The following is an 18,605-nucleotide window of genomic DNA, read 5'->3' as shown; positions in this document are numbered from 1 at the left end:
GTTAATGCTACGCATTATCTATGGGCTTTTCTTTATGGTTTTCATCTTATTTATGCAATTTAAACGGTACTGTGGCTAAAATAACATTCTTTTGATAGAACAAATGCATTTTTAATCTAATACTCGTTTGATTGTGTAAGAAATTATGCCAAGATTTTTTTGTAATAAACTGTGGTACCACAACAGTAATGACATAATTTTTATCATTCGCTTTTTTATTAATTTTATCAATAAAGCGTGAGATGGGTCTAATAACACTTCGATATTCCGAATGCAAAATGACTAAACGTACATCTGGAAAATGACGTTCCCATTTTTCAGCAAAGCATTTATCTGCTTCATCACCAAATGAAACATGCACTGCGATAACATCATCAGCAATCATTTGAGCGTAATATACAGATTTATCAATGGCTGACGTAATCGTACTGACTGGAACAAGCGCCAAGTTTTTATCAACAATAGGCATATCTTGTACCATAGCAGTTGATTTCAATTGTTTAGCAATATCTTTGTAATGCCCTTTGATTCGTAAAAATACAATTACAATCAAAGGTAAAAAGATTAATATTGGCCATACATGGCTAAATTTAGTGATTAAGAAAATCATAAATACGATAAATGTGATAGTTCCACCTATCGCATTGGCTATCAGTTTACGAGACCAGCCTTTCTCTCTTCCTCTGACCCATTTAAGCACCATACCATATTGTGCTAATGTGAACGGTATAAATACACCTACAGCATAGAGTGGAATCAAGTTCTCAGTTTTACCATCAAAAATAATGATAAGTAAAATTGCCCCTACACCTAAAGTAATAATAGAGTTTGAATAGCCTAATCGATCTCCACGCACACTAAACATACGTGGCATATATTTATCTTTGGCCATACTTGCTGCAAGCATTGGGAATGCAGTAAACCCTGTATTCGCTGCTAAAACTAAAATCATTACTGTTGTTGCTTGAACAAAATAGTAACCGGCATTGTGTCCTAGAATGTTCATAGCTAATTGTGATAATACAGTTGTTTCCGTTTCAGGCATAACACCATACCAGTAGGCTAAACCGACAATACCTACTAATAGAAATGCCAGGATACTTCCCATTGCGATTAACGTTTTAACCGCATTTTTAGGACCAGGATCTTTGAAATTCGTTACCGCATTAGATATGGCTTCTACACCGGTTAAAGATGAGGCACCTGATGAGAATGCTTTAAGTAACAAGAATAATGTCACACCTGGTACAGCTGTCCCTACTGTTGCATGCATATGTGGCTCAGCTTGACCAGTTGCAACTTTCCATACACCTACAACAATCATTATTATTAACCCTATAATGAATAAATAAACTGGATATGACAATACTGTAGCCGATTCTGTCAAACCACGTAAATTCATAATTAAAATAAATAGCACGAGTAAACATGCAATCAATACTTTATGATGATATAGCGATGGAAAGGCAGCTACAAACGCATCTGCGCCTGAAGAAATACTTACCGCTACAGTTAATATATAATCAACAAGTAATGAACCTCCTGCTACGAGTCCCCATTTTTCTCCTAAGTTTGTCTTAGAAACCATATACGCCCCGCCACCTTTAGGATAGGCATAAATGACTTGGCGATAAGATAAGATTAAAGCCGCTAACAGTATTAATACGCCACATGCTATTGGTAACGTATACCAAGATGCCACTGCACCAACAACTGCTAGTGTAATCAAAATCTGCTCTGGACCATAAGCTACTGAAGACAATGCATCAGAAGAAAGTATTGCTAAAGCCTTGAAATTACTGATTTTCTCGTTCTTCAAATCGCGATTTCTTTTAGGTTTACCAATTAAAAGTCTTTTAAATTGAGTGAACATAATACTCTTTACCTCTTTATATTCAAATTCAATGGATAAAATATACTCCCATTTTGATGAAAAGTATAGCTATTCCTACAATTTTAATGTTATTTTTTACTATATTAGTTACATTTTACAGCAATATTTAGTTGAATTTTACCCATTATTTATTTGAAAAATAAATAGCAAACAATCTATGACAGAGATTTAAGAGCAATTTAAACAAAAACTTGCTATACTAATCTCGTTAACATAGTAAATTGTTCACTACTCAAATCATAAAATAGAGGAAATAAAATGAAAAAGATCATACTTTTCAGTAGCATCGTATTAATTGTTATCTTACTTATCTGTTCGATTATAATGAAATGGCACCCGACGTATTCAATGTTCAGTCCTACTTCTCAAGATTATATAGATAACATGGTTAAAAGTGAGATGGACGATGGTCATATACCGGGTGTCTCAGTGTTAATGATTAAAGATAATAAAGTATTACTTAATAAAGGCTACGGCTATGCAAACATCGAAAATAAACATAAAGTAACGCCTAATACGCGTTTCGAAATTGCTTCGAATTCCAAGGCAATGACAGGCTACGCTATTATGCAACTCGTCAACGAAGGTAAAATCCAATTAAACGATCATATCAGTCAATACATTCCCAATTTTCATATGACTTATAAAGGAAAAAAGGTAGACATCACCATTAACCAGTTAATCGCTCAAACAAGTGGGATTCCAGGAGATATAACTAATAATGACCGTATTACTAAAAAGACTAATGATTTAGAAGGCATTGTGAAAAGTATTAATGGTCGTTCATTAAACCATCGACCAGGAGAACAATTTGAATATTCAAATATGAACTACAATATTTTAGGGTTAATTGTTCAAAATGTATCTCACTCTCCCTATTCAACTTACATGCGTGAACACATTTTCAACCCTTTAAATATGTCGCATATTTCTACTAAAGAGAATAATGATAAAGGTGCGCATGATGCACAAGGTTATGATATTAAACATCGCAAAGCCTACGCAGATCACCCAACATTTAACATTGGTGATAACCCGTCAGCTTATTTGATGGCGAGCACGAATGACTTGCAACCTTGGATAAAATTTCAACTTCATCCACCGAAACATTTGGAAGCGTTAGTAGAAGCGACACACAAACCTAAAGTACAAACACATGATGATGATCATTCCCAATATGCAACTGGTTGGTTTGTTACTCGTCAAAATCAAGAGACACTTATCTATCATCCGGGTACACTTGAGAACTACTCATCTTATATTATTTTAAATCCTAAGAAAGACTATGGCATTGTTATTCTCGCAAATGCTTATTCTGATCACATTCCAACACTTGCGAAACATTTAAATACACAATTAAGCCAGGGCCAACACGTCGACACAATTCAACATGATATTCTTCAGCACCAAATTGTGATTACTGTCATCTCAATTGTTATTTGGATGGCTGTTGTAGTCATTTTAATATGTGTATATCGTCACATCATTCACCACCGCCCAATTCAATTGCGTATCAATCATCGCAATACTCAATATCGCATGTGTATACTTTCTGTGATCTTTATATTAGTTTTAGGCTTATTACATGTATTACCTTCAGTGTTACTCAATGGTTCTGATTGGCAGTTTATAATGTCTTGGCTACCGATATCAGCTAAAATTTGTTTATTAAGTGTTATCACATTATTAACGAGTCTTTATGCTTTCATGCTTTTAAAAATAATAACAGTATCAAAAGCGTCAAAATCATAAAATTGCGATAAACTGCTATGATTAACGAGCGAATATGTTAAGCTAAATGTATTAAAGACTAAGATTATTAAAGACCTCAAGCACATAGGAGATTAGACATGAGAAAAAAATGTTCCTTATTCTTAATGAGTATCGTCATATTATTGGCTGGATGTGACTATTCTCATAAAGAAGATCAACATGGGTTCTTTTATACGATATTTGTTAAGCCAATGGATATGTTACTTCACTTCTTAGGTCGTACATTCCATGAAAATTATGGATTAGCTATTATTGTGATTGTGCTTCTCATCCGACTTGTATTAATGCCGTTGATGTTTATCCAAGTAAAGAATATCCACATGATGCGTGGAAAAACGCAAGTCGTTAAACCTGAAATTGAGAAACTACAAGATAAACTTAAGAACGCAGAAACACAAGAAGAACGTACTGCAGCAAATAAGCTATTGATGAAAAAGTACAACGACTATGGTATTAATCCATTCAAAAGCCTTATTGGCACATTACCAATATTAATTCAAATCCCAATCTTATTAGGTTTATACGCATGTATTAAATATCCAACAAGTGGCGGGATTATCGAGCACCCCCACTTTTTATGGTTCAACTTAATGCATACGGATTTAATTATGACCTTTATTGCGGCCTTACTTTATTTCATTCAACCGCTAGTCAATGCCATGCATTATCCAAAGGAAGAACGTCGCACTTATTATGTCATGATGGTGCTATCACCATTATTTATTATATATGCGTCACTACAATCCGCTTCTGCACTCAGTTTATATTGGGCAGTCAGTGCAACATTTTTAATTATTCAAATGCATTTTGCACATAGCCATTATGCAAAAGTGGGTAAAGCAGCAGGTGAACAACTCAAACGACAAATTGAGCAACAACGTCAAAATAAGCCTAACGATGATAAGGCTTAAATTAATAAAGACGTTCCATCTATACAACAAGCACTGTTACAAGCTAATTACAATTAGCTTATAACAGTGCTTGTTTTACTCATCATTTATTTTAATGGGTGCATGCCATCTTTCCACGTATTATAGATTAATGTACCACCTTGTGCTTTAAACTTGTCATTTTTAATACCACGTTCAAATGATTGTGCTGGTTGGATAGTGACTTTAGGATCAACACCAACTTCTTTCGCATACCATTCTGCAAATTCTGATCCTTTTACTGGCGCGTCATCTGCCACATTATAAATACCATTATCAAAATTCATCGCCTGAATAGATACTTCAACAGCATCATCTAAATGAATAAATGATGTAACACCATCTGATAATGTTACTTCACCGTTTTTAAATTGGTTATAAATCATACCATCTTTACCGTACCATGTCCCTGGTCCGTATAACCAACCAAAGCGAAGTACAACATAGTGATCCATACGTGCTGTTTCTTTTTCTAGTCCAACCACACCGTCTACTGTAATTTTTCTATCCCCATCTGAATGATTGTCTAGTGGTGTTTCTTCAGTCGCAAGACCTTCACCAGGTTCATACATAAAGCCGATACTCTGTGCCACCACTTTTTTAACATCATACTTCAACGCAGCGTCCGTTAGATTTTTACCACCTTCTACACGTACTTTCGTGTTTGCGGCCATGTCGACATTTTTTAAATCTGTAATTTGATTAATAATAACATCCGGACGGAAGTCACCCACTGCTGCATCAATGGTATCTGCTTTTAAGATATCGCCAATATACGCTTTGGCACCTAAACCTTCTAATTTCGCTTTACCCTTCTCAGATGTTGTAAATCCAGCTACTTCATAGCCTTCTTCAATCAAACGTTGTGTTAAACGTGTTCCAATTAATCCTGTGGCACCTGTAATAAATATTTTAGTCATTTTTATACGCACCTTTCTATTTCTCTTTTTAAAAAATAAATAACTGAATGTTACTACTTACTTGAATCTCTAATCATATCGATTGTATTCATCCATACGATATGCCCAAACAGCTCTGAAAGTCGTTCCTCATAAGGTAAATCTTTAACCTGTGGCGTCAATGACAATTTTGGCAAAAGATATTCATGAAAAGCAATATGAATCGCAATGCCAAATAACGAACCTTTTAAAGCTGTAATAGTTGGGAAGCGTTCAGCTAATAAGCCATATGCAAACGCGTTTGCTACAGAGAAGCCATAATGAATCCCCATAACTGTTACTGGAATATCATTGCCGTTATAATGATATGTTGCGTTCTTTATTGAGTCTGGTAATCCTAACTGATTCAATAATGTCATTGGTGGCGTTTCTTGCTCACGTTCTGGTGTTCTAGGTGGGACAAGCGCTTCCCAACCAATCTTAACTGCACCACTCAGTAATCCACCTACAATCGTTGTAACGATAATACGTTGCGTTGAACGATTCATTCTAATAACAGCTCCTTCACATTCACTTAATCTTCTTCTACCCGTTTACGACTATTTTGTAATCATTCATGTTTAATAAGGGTTAAGCGTATCACTTTTTATGACAAAGATATAATGATTCGATTTAAAAAAGCGAGGTGGAGCGTAGGGCAAAATGCTTTAAATTTGTCGTCCTAGGCTCGTAATCTCGCTTCAAAATATATCCATATTAAATTAACCTCATAACGTCGCCTTAATTGTTGACCTATTCATTATCAAACGTATATAACAGCACATTATTCGGCATGTCGTTGTTGCTCTTTTGCATGGACCATATTGGCTACAAATTGGTTAACTGGGGCATCGATATGATGTTCTTTACCTAGTTGAGCTACCGCGCCGTTAATATAATCAATTTCTGTTAGACGATTATTATTAATCAAGTCTTGATACATAGATGGATAATGAGGACCTACCTTCTCATTTAAATCAATTAGATAATGGTAAACTTCATCACCGTTTAAATGCACACCATCTACCGTTGCAACTTGTACAATTTCTTGCGTTATTTTATAAATAAGTTGTTTCGCATAATCACTCTCATTTAAATTAGATAAGCGACACTCTAAAATTGTACAAAGCGCATTCGCAGTTCCATTGACACAAATCTTCTTCCAAATAGATTGTTGTAAATGCTCACTTTTATGTGGGTTAAGACCTGATTGTGCTAAGAGGTCATATACTACGTCAACATTAGCTTGACCTTCAGGTACGAGTGCACCGATTTCAACTGGCCCTGCACCCATTAAATGTGTATGTCCTGGAGATTCTAGTCCGGCAGTCCATGTCGTAACACCACGTACGATACGCGCTTCATTCACATATTGCTTAATTAAACGTTCGTGCTTCAAACCATTCATCGTACAAACCATAATCGTCTTGTCATGAATGTGTGCTTTAATGTGCGTCAACATATCTTGCAACTGCATCGCTTTAGTGAATAAAAAGATAACATCAAATTGTGCATCCTGTGGAATAGCATTATGTGGATACATCGTCATTTTAAGATGATGTGCTTCACCATTAATATCTATATGTAACCCATCTTGTTTGACTGCTGTCGCTTGTGGCTCCCATCCGTCGATTAATGTTACATCATACCCTTGGCGATATAACATCGCACCAAATCCGCTTCCTAATGCACCAGAACCTGCAATTGCTATTTTCATAAGTCATGACTCCTTTTTCTAATGATGTTTTTAAAATACTACTTTAGTGATTAAGCGTCAATATAATAAACACAATATTCATAATTTTTAGATAATTAATCATAAATCATATTTCGTTTATAAAAAAATACCGAACTCAATTTGAGTTCGGTATCTTAATGAAATATAAACGCTTTAATATATTGATAAAACGAACTGTCTCGATTAATTTGTACTAAGTTTCTTCGGTACTAATATCAAGATAACTATAAATGCGGTTAAGGCAATACCGGCATTAAATAACACACCAGCGGCGCCACCTAATTGTAAATTCATGAATGATGCGCCAAATCCAAAGATAGTACTAGACATCGCAACACCAAACGCGTTACCTAAAGATGATGCCATTTTATATAATCCTGATGCCACCCCTACTTTGTCGTCAGGTGCTTCCGCAACTGCAGTATCTGTAGAAGGTGTCGCATAAGTACCTAAACCAATACCAAATAATAAGTAACCTATAATACTTGAAATAATATAAGCAATATCTGGTAAGAACGTTAACGATAATAATAATAGTCCTAAGAATGAGAAACCACTACCTACTAATAATGGCTTTTTAGCACCTAGTTTTTGTAATAATTTCTCACCGACACGAATCATGATAAGCACGGCTACAAGATACGTGATTGAGATTAATCCTGCTTGTAATGAACTAAAGCCTAATTGACTTTGATAATACGTATTAACAACAATAAGTGTACCACCAGCAACACCATTTAACATGAAGTTTGATAATGTCGCACCACTATAGCCTTTATTTTTGAAAATACGAAAATCAACAAGTGGATTTTCCGTTTTCAATTCTCTTATGATAAATAGAATACCTGCAACGATAAATACAACGCCAAGTGATAAAATCATTGGTGAGAACAATCCACGATCTGCAGCTTGCGTAACCATTACATTAACACTTAATAGCGTGATAACTAATAATATTAAACCAGTCACGTCAAATTTAGCTTTTGTTTCGTTTTCACTAGGTTCAACTTTAGTCTCGGGTGTATGTTTAATTAAGAAAAAGGCTAAAATTGAAAGTGCAATTGAAACTATAAAAATCCACTGCCAACCAATGGTTGAGGCCATAAAACCACCAAATAATGAACAAATACCACTACCGCCCCAAGAACCTATAGACCAGTAACTTACAGCGCGTTGTCTTTCTTTTCCTATGTAATATTCATTAATGATCGCAAGTGTTGACGGCATAATTAAAGCACCAGATAAACCTTGTAACGCACGACCTACTAATAGTAACCATGCGACAGGTGCAATGATTAAACACAATGATCCAATAACATTTAATGCTAAGCCGATGTATGTCATTTTCACTCGACCTAATTTGTCTGCAATATCCCCTGCACCTACGATAAATAATCCAGAGAATAATGCTGTTAAACTAATGGCAATATTAATCGTACCCATGTCTGTATTAAATGATGATTGCAACGTTGGTACAACGTTAACTAATGATTGTGCAAATAACCAGAACGTAAGTACACCAATGATAATACCAATTAGTAATTTATTATCTCCCCTAAATTGTTTTGAAGACTCCATCTCGAAAAATTCCTCCTAAATTACCCTAAAACTAATCTACTCAAGTAGATTTACCTCATCGTAAATCATTTCTTTGAGTGTCATATATTTTATGTAGCACTATTTAATAAGTTCCCTATTTCTATAATTTATTAACATGCGTATCCTGCCTTACATCATCTGACGTTCGCTTATGAAAGATACAACACTCACTTAAGAAATTAGTTTATATTGAAAACCTTATCATAATTAAGAAGAAATGACTTAATAAAATACTCTAATTTTTTCAATAATTATTTTTCACAACATACTCAAAAGCGCAATAAACCAATTATTAGATACCTATAAATTATAACTTTTAATTTTAAACTATTAAGTTAAAATTATCCATATTATAATTAAAGAAAGAACAAGTATTTTAACTGAAACTACAATGAATAGGTGCTTACAATGTTTAATTTATTTATATTATTGCTTGAACGTGTAGGGTTAATCATTATTATTGCTTATATATTAATGAATATTAATCACTTTAAAACGATGATGGGCGAACGAGAAAAATTACGTTCGCAGTGGCAATTGACCATATTATTCGTCCTATTTGCTATCACTTCAAATTTCACTGGCATTGAAATCGAAAATGGACATATTGTATCTAGCAATATTTATTACCACCTTAACGACGAAGCTTCTATGGCAAATACACGTGTATTAACAATTGGGATGTCAGGTTTAATCGGTGGTCCTTTCGTAGCAATTATTGTCGGTATTGTATCAGGGCTATTTCGCCTTTATATCGGTGGTGCAAATGCGTATACCTACCTTATTTCGTCTATAATTATCGCACTCATATCAGGATTTTATGGTTATCGTACGATGCGTCGTTATACTTATCCAACTGTCTTAATGGGTGCTTTAATTGGCGCATTAAACGAAGCCATACAAATGGCATGTATTCTAATTTTTGCCAATGATACAACTGCTGCATGGTCGCTTGTTCAATTTATTGCATTACCTATGATTTTGATTAACAGTATTGGGACAGCTATTTTCTTATCCATTATCCTTTCAACATTGAAGCAAGAAGAGCAAACACGTGCGATTCAAACGCATGATGTCTTTGAAATAGCCAATAAAACTTTACCTTATTTCAGATCCGGTTTAACGGCACAGTCTGCACGTCCAGTGGCTGAAATTATTCTGAAATTAATGAATGTATCGGCAGTCGCCATCACAAATAGAAAGGATATTTTAACACATGTTGGTGTCGCCAGTGACCATCACGTTGCTAAAAAGGCCATTATTACCGATTTATCTAAGGAAGTGATTCAAACGGGACAATTAAAAGAAGCCCATTCCAAAGAAGAAATCGGATGTCATAACCCGAATTGTGCTTTAGAATCTGCGATCGTTATCCCTTTAATGACCAACCAAGAAGTCGTTGGAACATTAAAATTTTATTTCACTAATGAATATGACAACACAACATCAACGAAGCAACTGGCACGTGGTTTAGCTGACATCTTTTCAAGTCAATTAGAATTGGGACAAGCGGAAATGCAGAGTAAGCTATTAAAAGATGCTGAAATCAAGTCGCTACAAGCACAAGTTAATCCCCACTTCTTCTTTAATGCGATTAATACGATTTCAGCACTCGTACGTATTGATAGTGAAAAGGCTAGAAAGTTATTATTACAATTGAGTCAATTCTTTAGATCCAATCTACAAGGCGCTCGTAATAACACCATTACATTAGATAAAGAGTTACAACAAGTAGAGGCCTATTTAGCATTAGAACAAGCTCGATTCCCTGATCGCTTTACGATTAAATATCACATTGATGCAACTTGTCATCATGTGCTCATCCCACCTTTCATTATTCAAATCTTGGTTGAAAATGCGATTAAGCATGCCTTTAAACATCGTCGAAAAGATAACATCATTGATGTGCATGCACACTATGATGACGACGTATTAACATTAATGGTTCGTGATAATGGTAATGGAATTGAGGATCATAAGTTACCATTAATCGGACAAATGAGTGTTGACTCAGAGACAGGAACAGGAAGCGCCCTAGAAAATTTAAACAGACGTTTAATTGGATTGTACGGTACAACAGCAGGATTACAGTTTGATTCAACAGAACTAGGAACGACGGTAAGTTGCCATATACCAACACATGTTATAAAGGAGGATATTTAAGTGAAGACGTTAATTGTTGATGATGAACCATTAGCTCGCAATGAGCTTCATTATTTACTCAATGAAATCTCAGGATTTAACGTTATTGATGAGGCAGAAAATATTGAAGAAACATTAGAAAAACTTTTATCTGAAACCTATGATTTAGTCTTTTTAGATATTAATCTTATGGATGAAAGTGGTATTGATTTAGCACAAAAAATCAAAAAAATGAAACAACCCCCACACATTATTTTTGCAACAGCACATGACACATTCGCAGTTAAAGCCTTTGAACTTGATGCAATAGATTATATCCTTAAACCGTTTGAACTCGAGCGTATCGAACAAGCAGTAAATAAAGTTAAGCAGGCGACATCCAATAAACAAGGATTTAGTCAAACAACGATCGAATCTCCAACACCATCGTTGCAAGCGGATGACAGTCATCATGGTGATCAGACGGTATTACCCATCGAAATGAACGAACGCATCTACGTGATTCGAATAGATGACATCACAGCCGTTTCTGTCAACAATGGTATAACAACCATTAATACAACACAGCGCACGTATCAAACAACTGAACCACTAAATTACTATGAAAAGAAATTGCCAAGTCATCTATTTATTAAAATTCATCGCGCCACTATCATTAATAAAATGCATATTGATAGTGTTGAGCATTGGTTCAATTATACTTATCAAGTCACTATGTCATCAGGCGATAAATTCCAAGTCAGTCGTTCATTTATGAAGACCTTTAAACATGAAATCGGACTTGCCTAATATAAATTTAAAATATTCATTATTAAACATATCCATATCATTAGTATTTAATCTGATGAAGTCAAGATAACGTTCTTTGTCCTACTTCATCCATGGTTAAATACTTTTTTTATTGTTTGAATCACATACATTTATCGTTGATTCATTCTTTTGATTTTCAAGTTGAATATGGTGCAACTCACATACGAATTTTTGCAAGTCACTGCCAAAAGACACAAAAGTAAACGTTTTCATACTATCCTGTTTGTAAGGGAAAGAGAAAGGGAGCGTTAAAATATGGCAAATGAACAATCACAAAGTAATGCACGCAAAAGTAATCATAAGTTAACGAAAACGTATAATTTCTTTCAGCAAGCATTAACCATTGCTATCGTATTATTTATTTCGAAAATCATTGAAAGTTTCATACCATTTCCAATGCCAGCATCAGTTATAGGACTTGTTTTACTATTCATCCTATTATGCACTGGTATTGTTAAACTAGGCCAAGTTGAAGATGTGGGTACAGCATTAACGAATAGCATTAGCTTCTTATTCGTGCCGGCTGGAATCTCTGTTATCAATTCTTTACCAATACTAAGCCAACATCCAATTTTAATATTATTATTAATCATTATTTCAACATTATTATTACTAATATGTATCGGATTTGTATCACAATTATTCGTAACAAAAACATTGTTCCCATCTAAAGAACAAAACGAACAAACTAAACTTGGGGAGGGTAACTAATGGTAGAGCATTTAGGTATAACAACACCTTATTTTGGTATCTTAGTTTCATTAATACCATTTGTTATTGCACAATATTTTTATAAAAAAACGAATGGTTTCTTCTTATTAGCACCGCTATTCGTAGCTATGGTTGCGGGAATTGTATTCTTAAAAGTAACAGGCATTAGCTATGAACATTATAAAATTGGTGGGGATATTATTAACTTCTTCTTAGAACCAGCAACCATTAGTTTTGCTATCCCTTTATATAAAAAACGTGATGTCCTCAAAAAATATTGGTTACAAATTTTTGGTGGGATCGCAATTGGTACGTTAATCGCATTAATTTTAATATACTTAGTAGCTACTGTATTCCGTTTAGGAGATCAAATCAGTGCTTCAATGTTACCACAAGCTGCTACAACAGCCATTGCCCTTCCAGTATCTGAAGGTATTGGTGGTGTCAAAGAGCTAACATCATTAGCAGTCATCCTTAATGCCGTTGTCATTTCTGCATTAGGTACTAAAATTGTTAAGTGGTTTAAAATATCAAATCCAATCGCACGTGGCTTAGCACTTGGTACAAGTGGTCACACATTGGGTGTAGCTGCAGCTAAAGAACTTGGTGAAACTGAAGAATCTATGGGCAGTATTGCCGTAGTTATCGTTGGTGTCATTATCGTTGCCATCGTTCCACCATTAGCTTCAATCTTATTCTAGATATAAAGAAAGCCTGGGACAAAAATTGATGTCTCAGGCTTTCAATATATGTTGGCAGTAGTTGATTGAATTAAAAATGCACTTGTAACAAGCTTTTTTTTATTCTAGTCAACCTTGCCGGGGTGGTACAACGAAATAAATTTTGAAAAATTTTATTTCTGTTCCACTCCCTTCTTGTGTATTGCAAACTGCTATAGCGAAATCATTTATTCCGTATTCACACACACTTACGTCAATACTTCTAATGATTGAAATCAAAGTACTACTGTATGTGGTTAGCATCATTAATTGATACTTTGTACTTGATTCTCGCGTTTTTTATTTTTAGTCGTTGGATCAAGTTTCTTTTCTAAGAAACGTAATCCTAAATCGATAATAATCGCGATTAATGCTATTGGAATGGCACCTGCAAGGATATATACAGTACCGTCAGTAGAGTTTGTACCACGTATGATGATATCTCCTAATGTTGATGCCCCAATAAATGAGCCAATGGCCACAATACCTATCGCTACAACTAGCGCAATACGAATACCGCCGATAATAACGGATAAGGACAATGGCAACTCAATCATGCGCATAACCTGATTTTTAGTCATACCCATGCCTTTACCGGCATCTTTAATATTGTAGTCCACTTCAGTGATACCAGTGTACGTATTCTTAATAATCGGAAGTAACGCATATAAGAAGACTGCAAACACTACAGTGTTAGGTCCTAATCCAAGCGCCAACATGAGTATTGCTAACATTGCAATTGCTGGTACGGTTTGAATAATATTCGCAATAGTAATGATAGGCCATGACAATTTCGTATATCTTGAAATTAAAATCCCTATCGGAATACCAATAATACAAGCAAATAAAACACCATAAATAGACATTAATAAATGCTTGAAAAAGAGTTCCATGAGATAGCCAAAGTTCAAGGTATAATATTCATAAAGCGAGCTTAACAAGTTACCTTTCATTATTTTTGACCACCTTTCTTACTATCATCTTCAAAATAGTTATGTTTTTTCACATATTCTTCTGCAATAACGGCTGGTTCTTTCCCTTTGCCATCCGCTTCATAATTTAGTTTTTGCATTTCTTTCGTACTAATTTGTCCCTGTAATTTTTTCAATGCTTCATCAATTTCAGGATGATCTTTAATTAATTTTTCAGTTGCCAATGGACTTCCATCATAAGGTGGGAAGAATTTACGATCGTCTTTTAAAATTTTCAAATCATACGCAGCAATACGTCCATCTGTTGAATAACCAACTGCCACGTCTAATTTTTTATTTTTTAACGCATCGTACACTAAACCAATTTGCATTGGACGCGCACTCGCAAATTTGAATCCATATTCCTTTTGGAAAGCTGGGTAGCCATCACCTGCACGGTTCATCCATTGTGTATCCATACCTAGACGTAAGTCATCTTTATATTTTTCTAAGTCAGATACTTTTTCTAAATTGTATTTCTTAGCAACGTCTTTGGTCACCATAAATGCATACGTATTTTCAAATCCAAATGAGTCATAATATTTTTGATTGTATTTTTCTTTAAATAGTCTTTGTGACTCTGACATTGCTTTTTTCGTATCTTTGGTTGGTGGTGCATCCAGCACACTTGTTAATTCAGTCCCTGTATATCGAACTGAGGACATATTCACATCTCCACGTTGTAACGCATTATGTTGAATAATACTTGATCCTAAATTACCAACAATTGTAGGTTTAATTTTGCCGTTTGTATAATGTTCTATCATTAACTTTTCAATGTTTGCCATAATTTTCGTTTCACTTGTTTCTGTGGCAGTAATTTTCACACTATCTTTCCCGTCACCATCGCCTAATCCTGGTAAGCTACATCCAGATAATACGATGAGAGACATTGCAAGAAGTATGAAAGTCAATTTAAGCTTTTTCATAATTTTAAAATCCTCCCTTTGTATTTATCTAGATACTTTTAACCCTTTAGGCACGGCCCACTTTTCAATTAAAGAAAGTATGAAATCTACAAGTAATGCGAGACATGTTACTAGAATAGCAGCACTTATAATCATTGGCGGTTGATATAAATTCAAGCCGTTAAAGACTAAATCACCTAGTCCACCTGCACCAACATAACTTGCTAATGTTGCCCAACTAATAACGTAAACACTAGATAAACGTATCCCACTAATGATAAGTGGTAAGGCTAAAGGTAATTCAACATCTTTCATTAACTGCATCTTCGTCATACCCATACTTGTTCCAGCTTGTATGATATTCTTATCAATATTTTGTACACCTAGGACAGTGTTATTTAAAATGGGTAATAATACATAAATGAATAATGCGACAATCGCTGGCGTCTTACCTACACCAAAGATTGGAATCATAATGGCTAATACGGCTAACGTCGGTATTGTTTGAAGCACACCCGCAATCGTTAACACTACATTTGCAGTACGCTTAGTCTTAGATAATAGAATGCCTAATGGTACCGCAACTACAATCGCAATTAACAGCGCGATGATAGATATGTAGAAGTGTTCAATCGTTTTTGATACGAGTTGGCTTCCATATTCTTGGAAAAATTGGCGCATTAGCGATCAACTCCTGATTGGTCAGAATCCTTCACATCATGTGTGTCTAATCTGTCGGTGACATCTTGCTGTTTAGACGTCGCGTCATGAGGTCTTTCTTGTGCTTGTTCTTTTTTATTGATATTTCCTAACTCATTTTCACGTTCAACGGCATTCATATGTGTATCAGATAAAATCATCTCGTCATCTTGTTCACCCCAAATAGAGTCATAAACAATGTCAACGAGATTTGCACGTGTAATCAGACCAATGAGTGCATTATCATTATCTACAACCGGTACATTTCTTACATTTCGTTTAAGTATCGTACGTACAGAGTCTTGTAATTTAGAATCAATATGTACTTTATAAACATCACGCTGCATTGTATCGATTAATTCTTTGCGTTGACGTAAGCCTTGATTGATATCTTCAATATCTAAAAATCCGAGTAAATGCTGATGGTTATTTACAACAAATATCGTATCTACACGTCTCTGTCTCATAATATTGACCGCGTCATTCAATGTGTCATTTGCGTTAACAGTGACTGGTTTAATCATTGCATCTTCAACGGTTCTCATATTTGGACGATCTTGAATTAATCTATTTTGACCAATAAATTCTTTTACGAAATCATTTGCTGGATTTCTAAGAATATTATCTGGTGTATCGTACTGCACAACTTTCCCCTTAGACATAATACAAATTCGGTCTGCAAGTTTAATTGCTTCGTCCATATCATGTGTAACGAAGATAAATGTTTTTCCTAACTTTTTCTGAAGGTCTTTAACTAAATCTTGTAACGTATCTCTAGTAATCGGATCTAATGCACCAAAAGGCTCGTCCATTAAGATAATATCTTGTTCAGCGGCTAATGCACGCACAACACCAATACGTTGTTGTTGACCACCTGATAACTCAGATGGATAGCGATCTAAATAATCTTCAGGTAAATCTACAAGTTTAATTAACTCTTTCGCTTTAGCATCTTTCTTTTCTTTAGACCATTTAAGCAACTTTGGTACTAACACGATATTTTCTCGTATAGTCATATGTGGCATCAATCCGATTTGTTGAATCACATACCCAATGCTACGACGTAATTCAACTGGATTCATATTTCGAACATTCTTGCCATTCATTTCAATTGTCCCATCAGTAGCTTCAATCATTCTATTGATCATTCGTAAAGCAGTCGTTTTCCCACTACCACTTGTCCCAATAAACGCAATAAATTCACCTGATTCAATATCTAATGAAATATTATCTACAGCTTTTTTATTGCCAGCATAAATCTTTGTTAAGTTCTTAATACTTAGCGTCATTAGATTGCTCCTCCCTATTGTTGCAAGATAAAAAAGCTCAAAATACAAAAGGCCAGTAGTCCCATTGTTAAACAAATACGTAATAAGTTAAACAAGAGCCACACGGCCTTTGCTTCATAAAATTTTAATAAATTCAATTGGAATATCATTCGAGCGTTTTCCATCTTTAATTTTTATATACCCTATATAATTTTTTGAAACATTTTTTATATAAAATGATTAAAAATGTTCACAATTGCAATTTTTTAAGTTTTATTCAAGCGTGATTGTGATAAAAAATATTTAAAAATAAAGTTGCCTACAATAAAATTCATCAAATTGTCATATTTATTCAAATAAATCATTGAAAGCTGGATTCAAAATTGCATTCTAATATCAATAGTATTAGTCTATAGGTGTAATAAGTATTTATTGAAGGGATGTTGTAATAATGAAAGCAGCAGTATGGTATGGTCAAAAAGATGTTCGCGTGGAAGATCGTGAACCTAAGCAATTAAAAGACAACGAAGTAAAAGTAAAAGTATCATGGGCCGGCATTTGCGGAACTGATTTACATGAATACTTAGAAGGACCAGTCTTCATCTCTACAGATAAACCTGATCCACTACTTGGACAAAAAGCACCTGTTACTTTAGGACATGAGTTCTCAGGCGTTGTTGAAGAAGTTGGTAAAGACGTTACAAAATATAAAAAAGGCGATCGCGTCGTTGTTAACCCAACTGTATCTAAACATGAGAAAGATGAAAGCGTTGATTTATATGACGGCTATTCATTTATTGGTTTAGGTTCTGACGGTGGCTTTGCTGAATTTACAAATGCACCAGAAGAGAATGTCTATGCATTACCTGAAAGCGTATCAGATAAAGAAGGTGCATTAGTTGAACCAACAGCCGTTGCGGTTCAAGCAGTTAAAGAAGGTAAATTATTATTTGGAGATACAGTTGCAGTATTTGGCGCTGGCCCAATTGGTTTATTAACAATTGTTGCAGCTAAAGCAGCTGGAGCAAGTAAAATCTTTGTATTTGATTTATCTGAAGAACGCCTAGCGAAAGCGAAAGAAGTCGGTGCGACTCACGTAGTCAATTCTGGTAACACAAATCCTGTAGACTTTATTAATGAACATACTGACAACGGTGTAGATGTAACATTTGAAGTTGCTGGTGTTGGTGTAACATTATCTCAATCAATTCAAGTAACACGTCCAAGAGGTACTGTTGTTATCGTATCAATCTTTGCACATGCAGTTGATTTCGATCCAATGTTATTAACTAACTCAGGTGTTCAATTGACATCTACAATTGCTTACTCACCTACTACATTCCAACAAACCATTGATTTAATTGCGAACGGAAGCTTAGACGTTAAGAGCGTCGTAACAGATGAAATCGAATTAGAACATATTGTTCAATCAGGATTCGAACAATTAGTAAATGATAAATCACAAGCTAAAATTTTAGTTAAATTAAATGGCTAATTGAAGAGAAA

At 34.7% G+C, this 18,605-nt stretch carries 16 protein-coding genes; 7 read left to right on the top strand and 9 right to left on the bottom strand.

Annotated elements, in window-relative coordinates; translation table 11 throughout:
• Positions 1-46: 46 nt before the first annotated feature.
• Positions 47-1,873, bottom strand: a complete 1,827-nt coding sequence (locus KA909_RS05590) for an APC family permease (RefSeq protein ID WP_075109027.1) — start codon at positions 1,871-1,873, stop codon at positions 47-49.
• A gap of 279 nt (positions 1,874-2,152) precedes the next feature.
• On the opposite strand from KA909_RS05590, the gene KA909_RS05585 reads away from it, so the two are divergent.
• Entirely contained in the window at positions 2,153-3,646 is a 1,494-nt protein-coding gene (locus KA909_RS05585) for a serine hydrolase domain-containing protein (RefSeq protein WP_193838993.1), read from the top strand.
• 98 nt (positions 3,647-3,744) lie between these two features.
• Positions 3,745-4,578 carry a membrane protein insertase YidC gene (yidC, locus tag KA909_RS05580; RefSeq protein ID WP_075109025.1) on the top strand — a complete coding sequence of 278 codons (834 nt, stop codon included), beginning with the start codon at positions 3,745-3,747 and terminating at the stop codon, positions 4,576-4,578.
• Between the two features lie 86 nt (positions 4,579-4,664).
• On the opposite strand, the gene KA909_RS05575 is transcribed toward yidC, so the two are convergent.
• The 4 genes from KA909_RS05575 to KA909_RS05560 all read right to left on the bottom strand — a co-directional run bounded on the left by KA909_RS05575 (position 4,665) and on the right by KA909_RS05560 (position 8,850).
• Positions 4,665-5,516 (bottom strand): NAD-dependent epimerase/dehydratase family protein, encoded by an 852-nt coding sequence (locus KA909_RS05575; protein ID WP_193838992.1) that lies wholly within the window; start codon positions 5,514-5,516, stop codon positions 4,665-4,667.
• A gap of 53 nt (positions 5,517-5,569) precedes the next feature.
• Entirely contained in the window at positions 5,570-6,043 is a 474-nt protein-coding gene (locus KA909_RS05570) for a DUF1440 domain-containing protein (protein ID WP_053028733.1), read from the bottom strand.
• A 275-nt stretch (positions 6,044-6,318) separates the two neighbouring features.
• On the bottom strand, positions 6,319-7,251 hold the full coding sequence (locus tag KA909_RS05565) for a 2-dehydropantoate 2-reductase (RefSeq protein ID WP_070854689.1): 933 nt from the start codon (positions 7,249-7,251) through the stop codon (positions 6,319-6,321).
• A 204-nt stretch (positions 7,252-7,455) separates the two neighbouring features.
• Positions 7,456-8,850 carry an MFS transporter gene (locus KA909_RS05560; RefSeq protein WP_193838991.1) on the bottom strand — a complete coding sequence of 465 codons (1,395 nt, stop codon included), beginning with the start codon at positions 8,848-8,850 and terminating at the stop codon, positions 7,456-7,458.
• A 429-nt stretch (positions 8,851-9,279) separates the two neighbouring features.
• Between KA909_RS05560 and KA909_RS05555 the strand changes: the two genes are divergently transcribed.
• The 4 genes from KA909_RS05555 (at position 9,280) to lrgB (ending at position 13,235) form a co-directional block, all read left to right on the top strand.
• Positions 9,280-11,034, top strand: coding sequence for a sensor histidine kinase (locus KA909_RS05555; RefSeq protein WP_193838990.1), 1,755 nt, complete (start codon positions 9,280-9,282; stop codon positions 11,032-11,034).
• Positions 11,035-11,802: a response regulator transcription factor LytR gene (locus KA909_RS05550; RefSeq protein WP_193838989.1), complete on the top strand. Its 768-nt coding sequence runs from the start codon at positions 11,035-11,037 to the stop codon at positions 11,800-11,802.
• A gap of 276 nt (positions 11,803-12,078) precedes the next feature.
• The gene (lrgA, locus tag KA909_RS05545; protein ID WP_053028738.1) at positions 12,079-12,534 is read left to right on the top strand and encodes an antiholin-like murein hydrolase modulator LrgA; all 456 of its coding nucleotides are present in this window, start codon (positions 12,079-12,081) and stop codon (positions 12,532-12,534) included.
• Positions 12,534-13,235 carry an antiholin-like protein LrgB gene (gene lrgB / locus KA909_RS05540; protein WP_075109019.1) on the top strand — a complete coding sequence of 234 codons (702 nt, stop codon included), beginning with the start codon at positions 12,534-12,536 and terminating at the stop codon, positions 13,233-13,235. The genes lrgA and lrgB overlap by 1 nt, the downstream gene beginning before the upstream one ends.
• 284 nt (positions 13,236-13,519) lie before the next feature.
• Here the strand turns inward: lrgB and KA909_RS05535 are convergent, their stop codons facing one another.
• From KA909_RS05535 to KA909_RS05520, 4 genes are read right to left on the bottom strand one after another with little or no spacing between them, the layout of a single operon-like run.
• The gene (locus tag KA909_RS05535) at positions 13,520-14,206 is read right to left on the bottom strand and encodes an ABC transporter permease (protein ID WP_075109018.1); all 687 of its coding nucleotides are present in this window, start codon (positions 14,204-14,206) and stop codon (positions 13,520-13,522) included.
• Complete coding sequence (locus tag KA909_RS05530; protein WP_075109017.1) at positions 14,206-15,153, bottom strand: osmoprotectant ABC transporter substrate-binding protein; 948 nt, start codon at positions 15,151-15,153, stop codon at positions 14,206-14,208. Before KA909_RS05530 ends, KA909_RS05535 begins: the two co-directional genes overlap by 1 nt.
• A 24-nt stretch (positions 15,154-15,177) precedes the next feature.
• Positions 15,178-15,813, bottom strand: coding sequence for an ABC transporter permease (locus KA909_RS05525; protein ID WP_037535693.1), 636 nt, complete (start codon positions 15,811-15,813; stop codon positions 15,178-15,180).
• Entirely contained in the window at positions 15,813-17,120 is a 1,308-nt protein-coding gene (locus tag KA909_RS05520) for a betaine/proline/choline family ABC transporter ATP-binding protein (RefSeq protein WP_193838988.1), read from the bottom strand. Before KA909_RS05520 ends, KA909_RS05525 begins: the two co-directional genes overlap by 1 nt.
• Before the next feature lie 430 nt (positions 17,121-17,550).
• Between KA909_RS05520 and KA909_RS05515 the strand changes: the two genes are divergently transcribed.
• Positions 17,551-18,594, top strand: a complete 1,044-nt coding sequence (locus tag KA909_RS05515) for a 2,3-butanediol dehydrogenase (RefSeq protein WP_053028744.1) — start codon at positions 17,551-17,553, stop codon at positions 18,592-18,594.
• The last annotated feature ends 11 nt before the right edge of the window (positions 18,595-18,605 follow it).

Origin of the sequence: Staphylococcus sp. GDX8P54P (assembly GCF_017893165.1) — a bacterium.
GTDB classification, from domain to species: Bacteria; Bacillota; Bacilli; order Staphylococcales; family Staphylococcaceae; genus Staphylococcus; species Staphylococcus borealis.
Note: the sequence above shows the minus strand (reverse complement) of the source record. Positions and strands in the feature narration are given on the sequence as shown.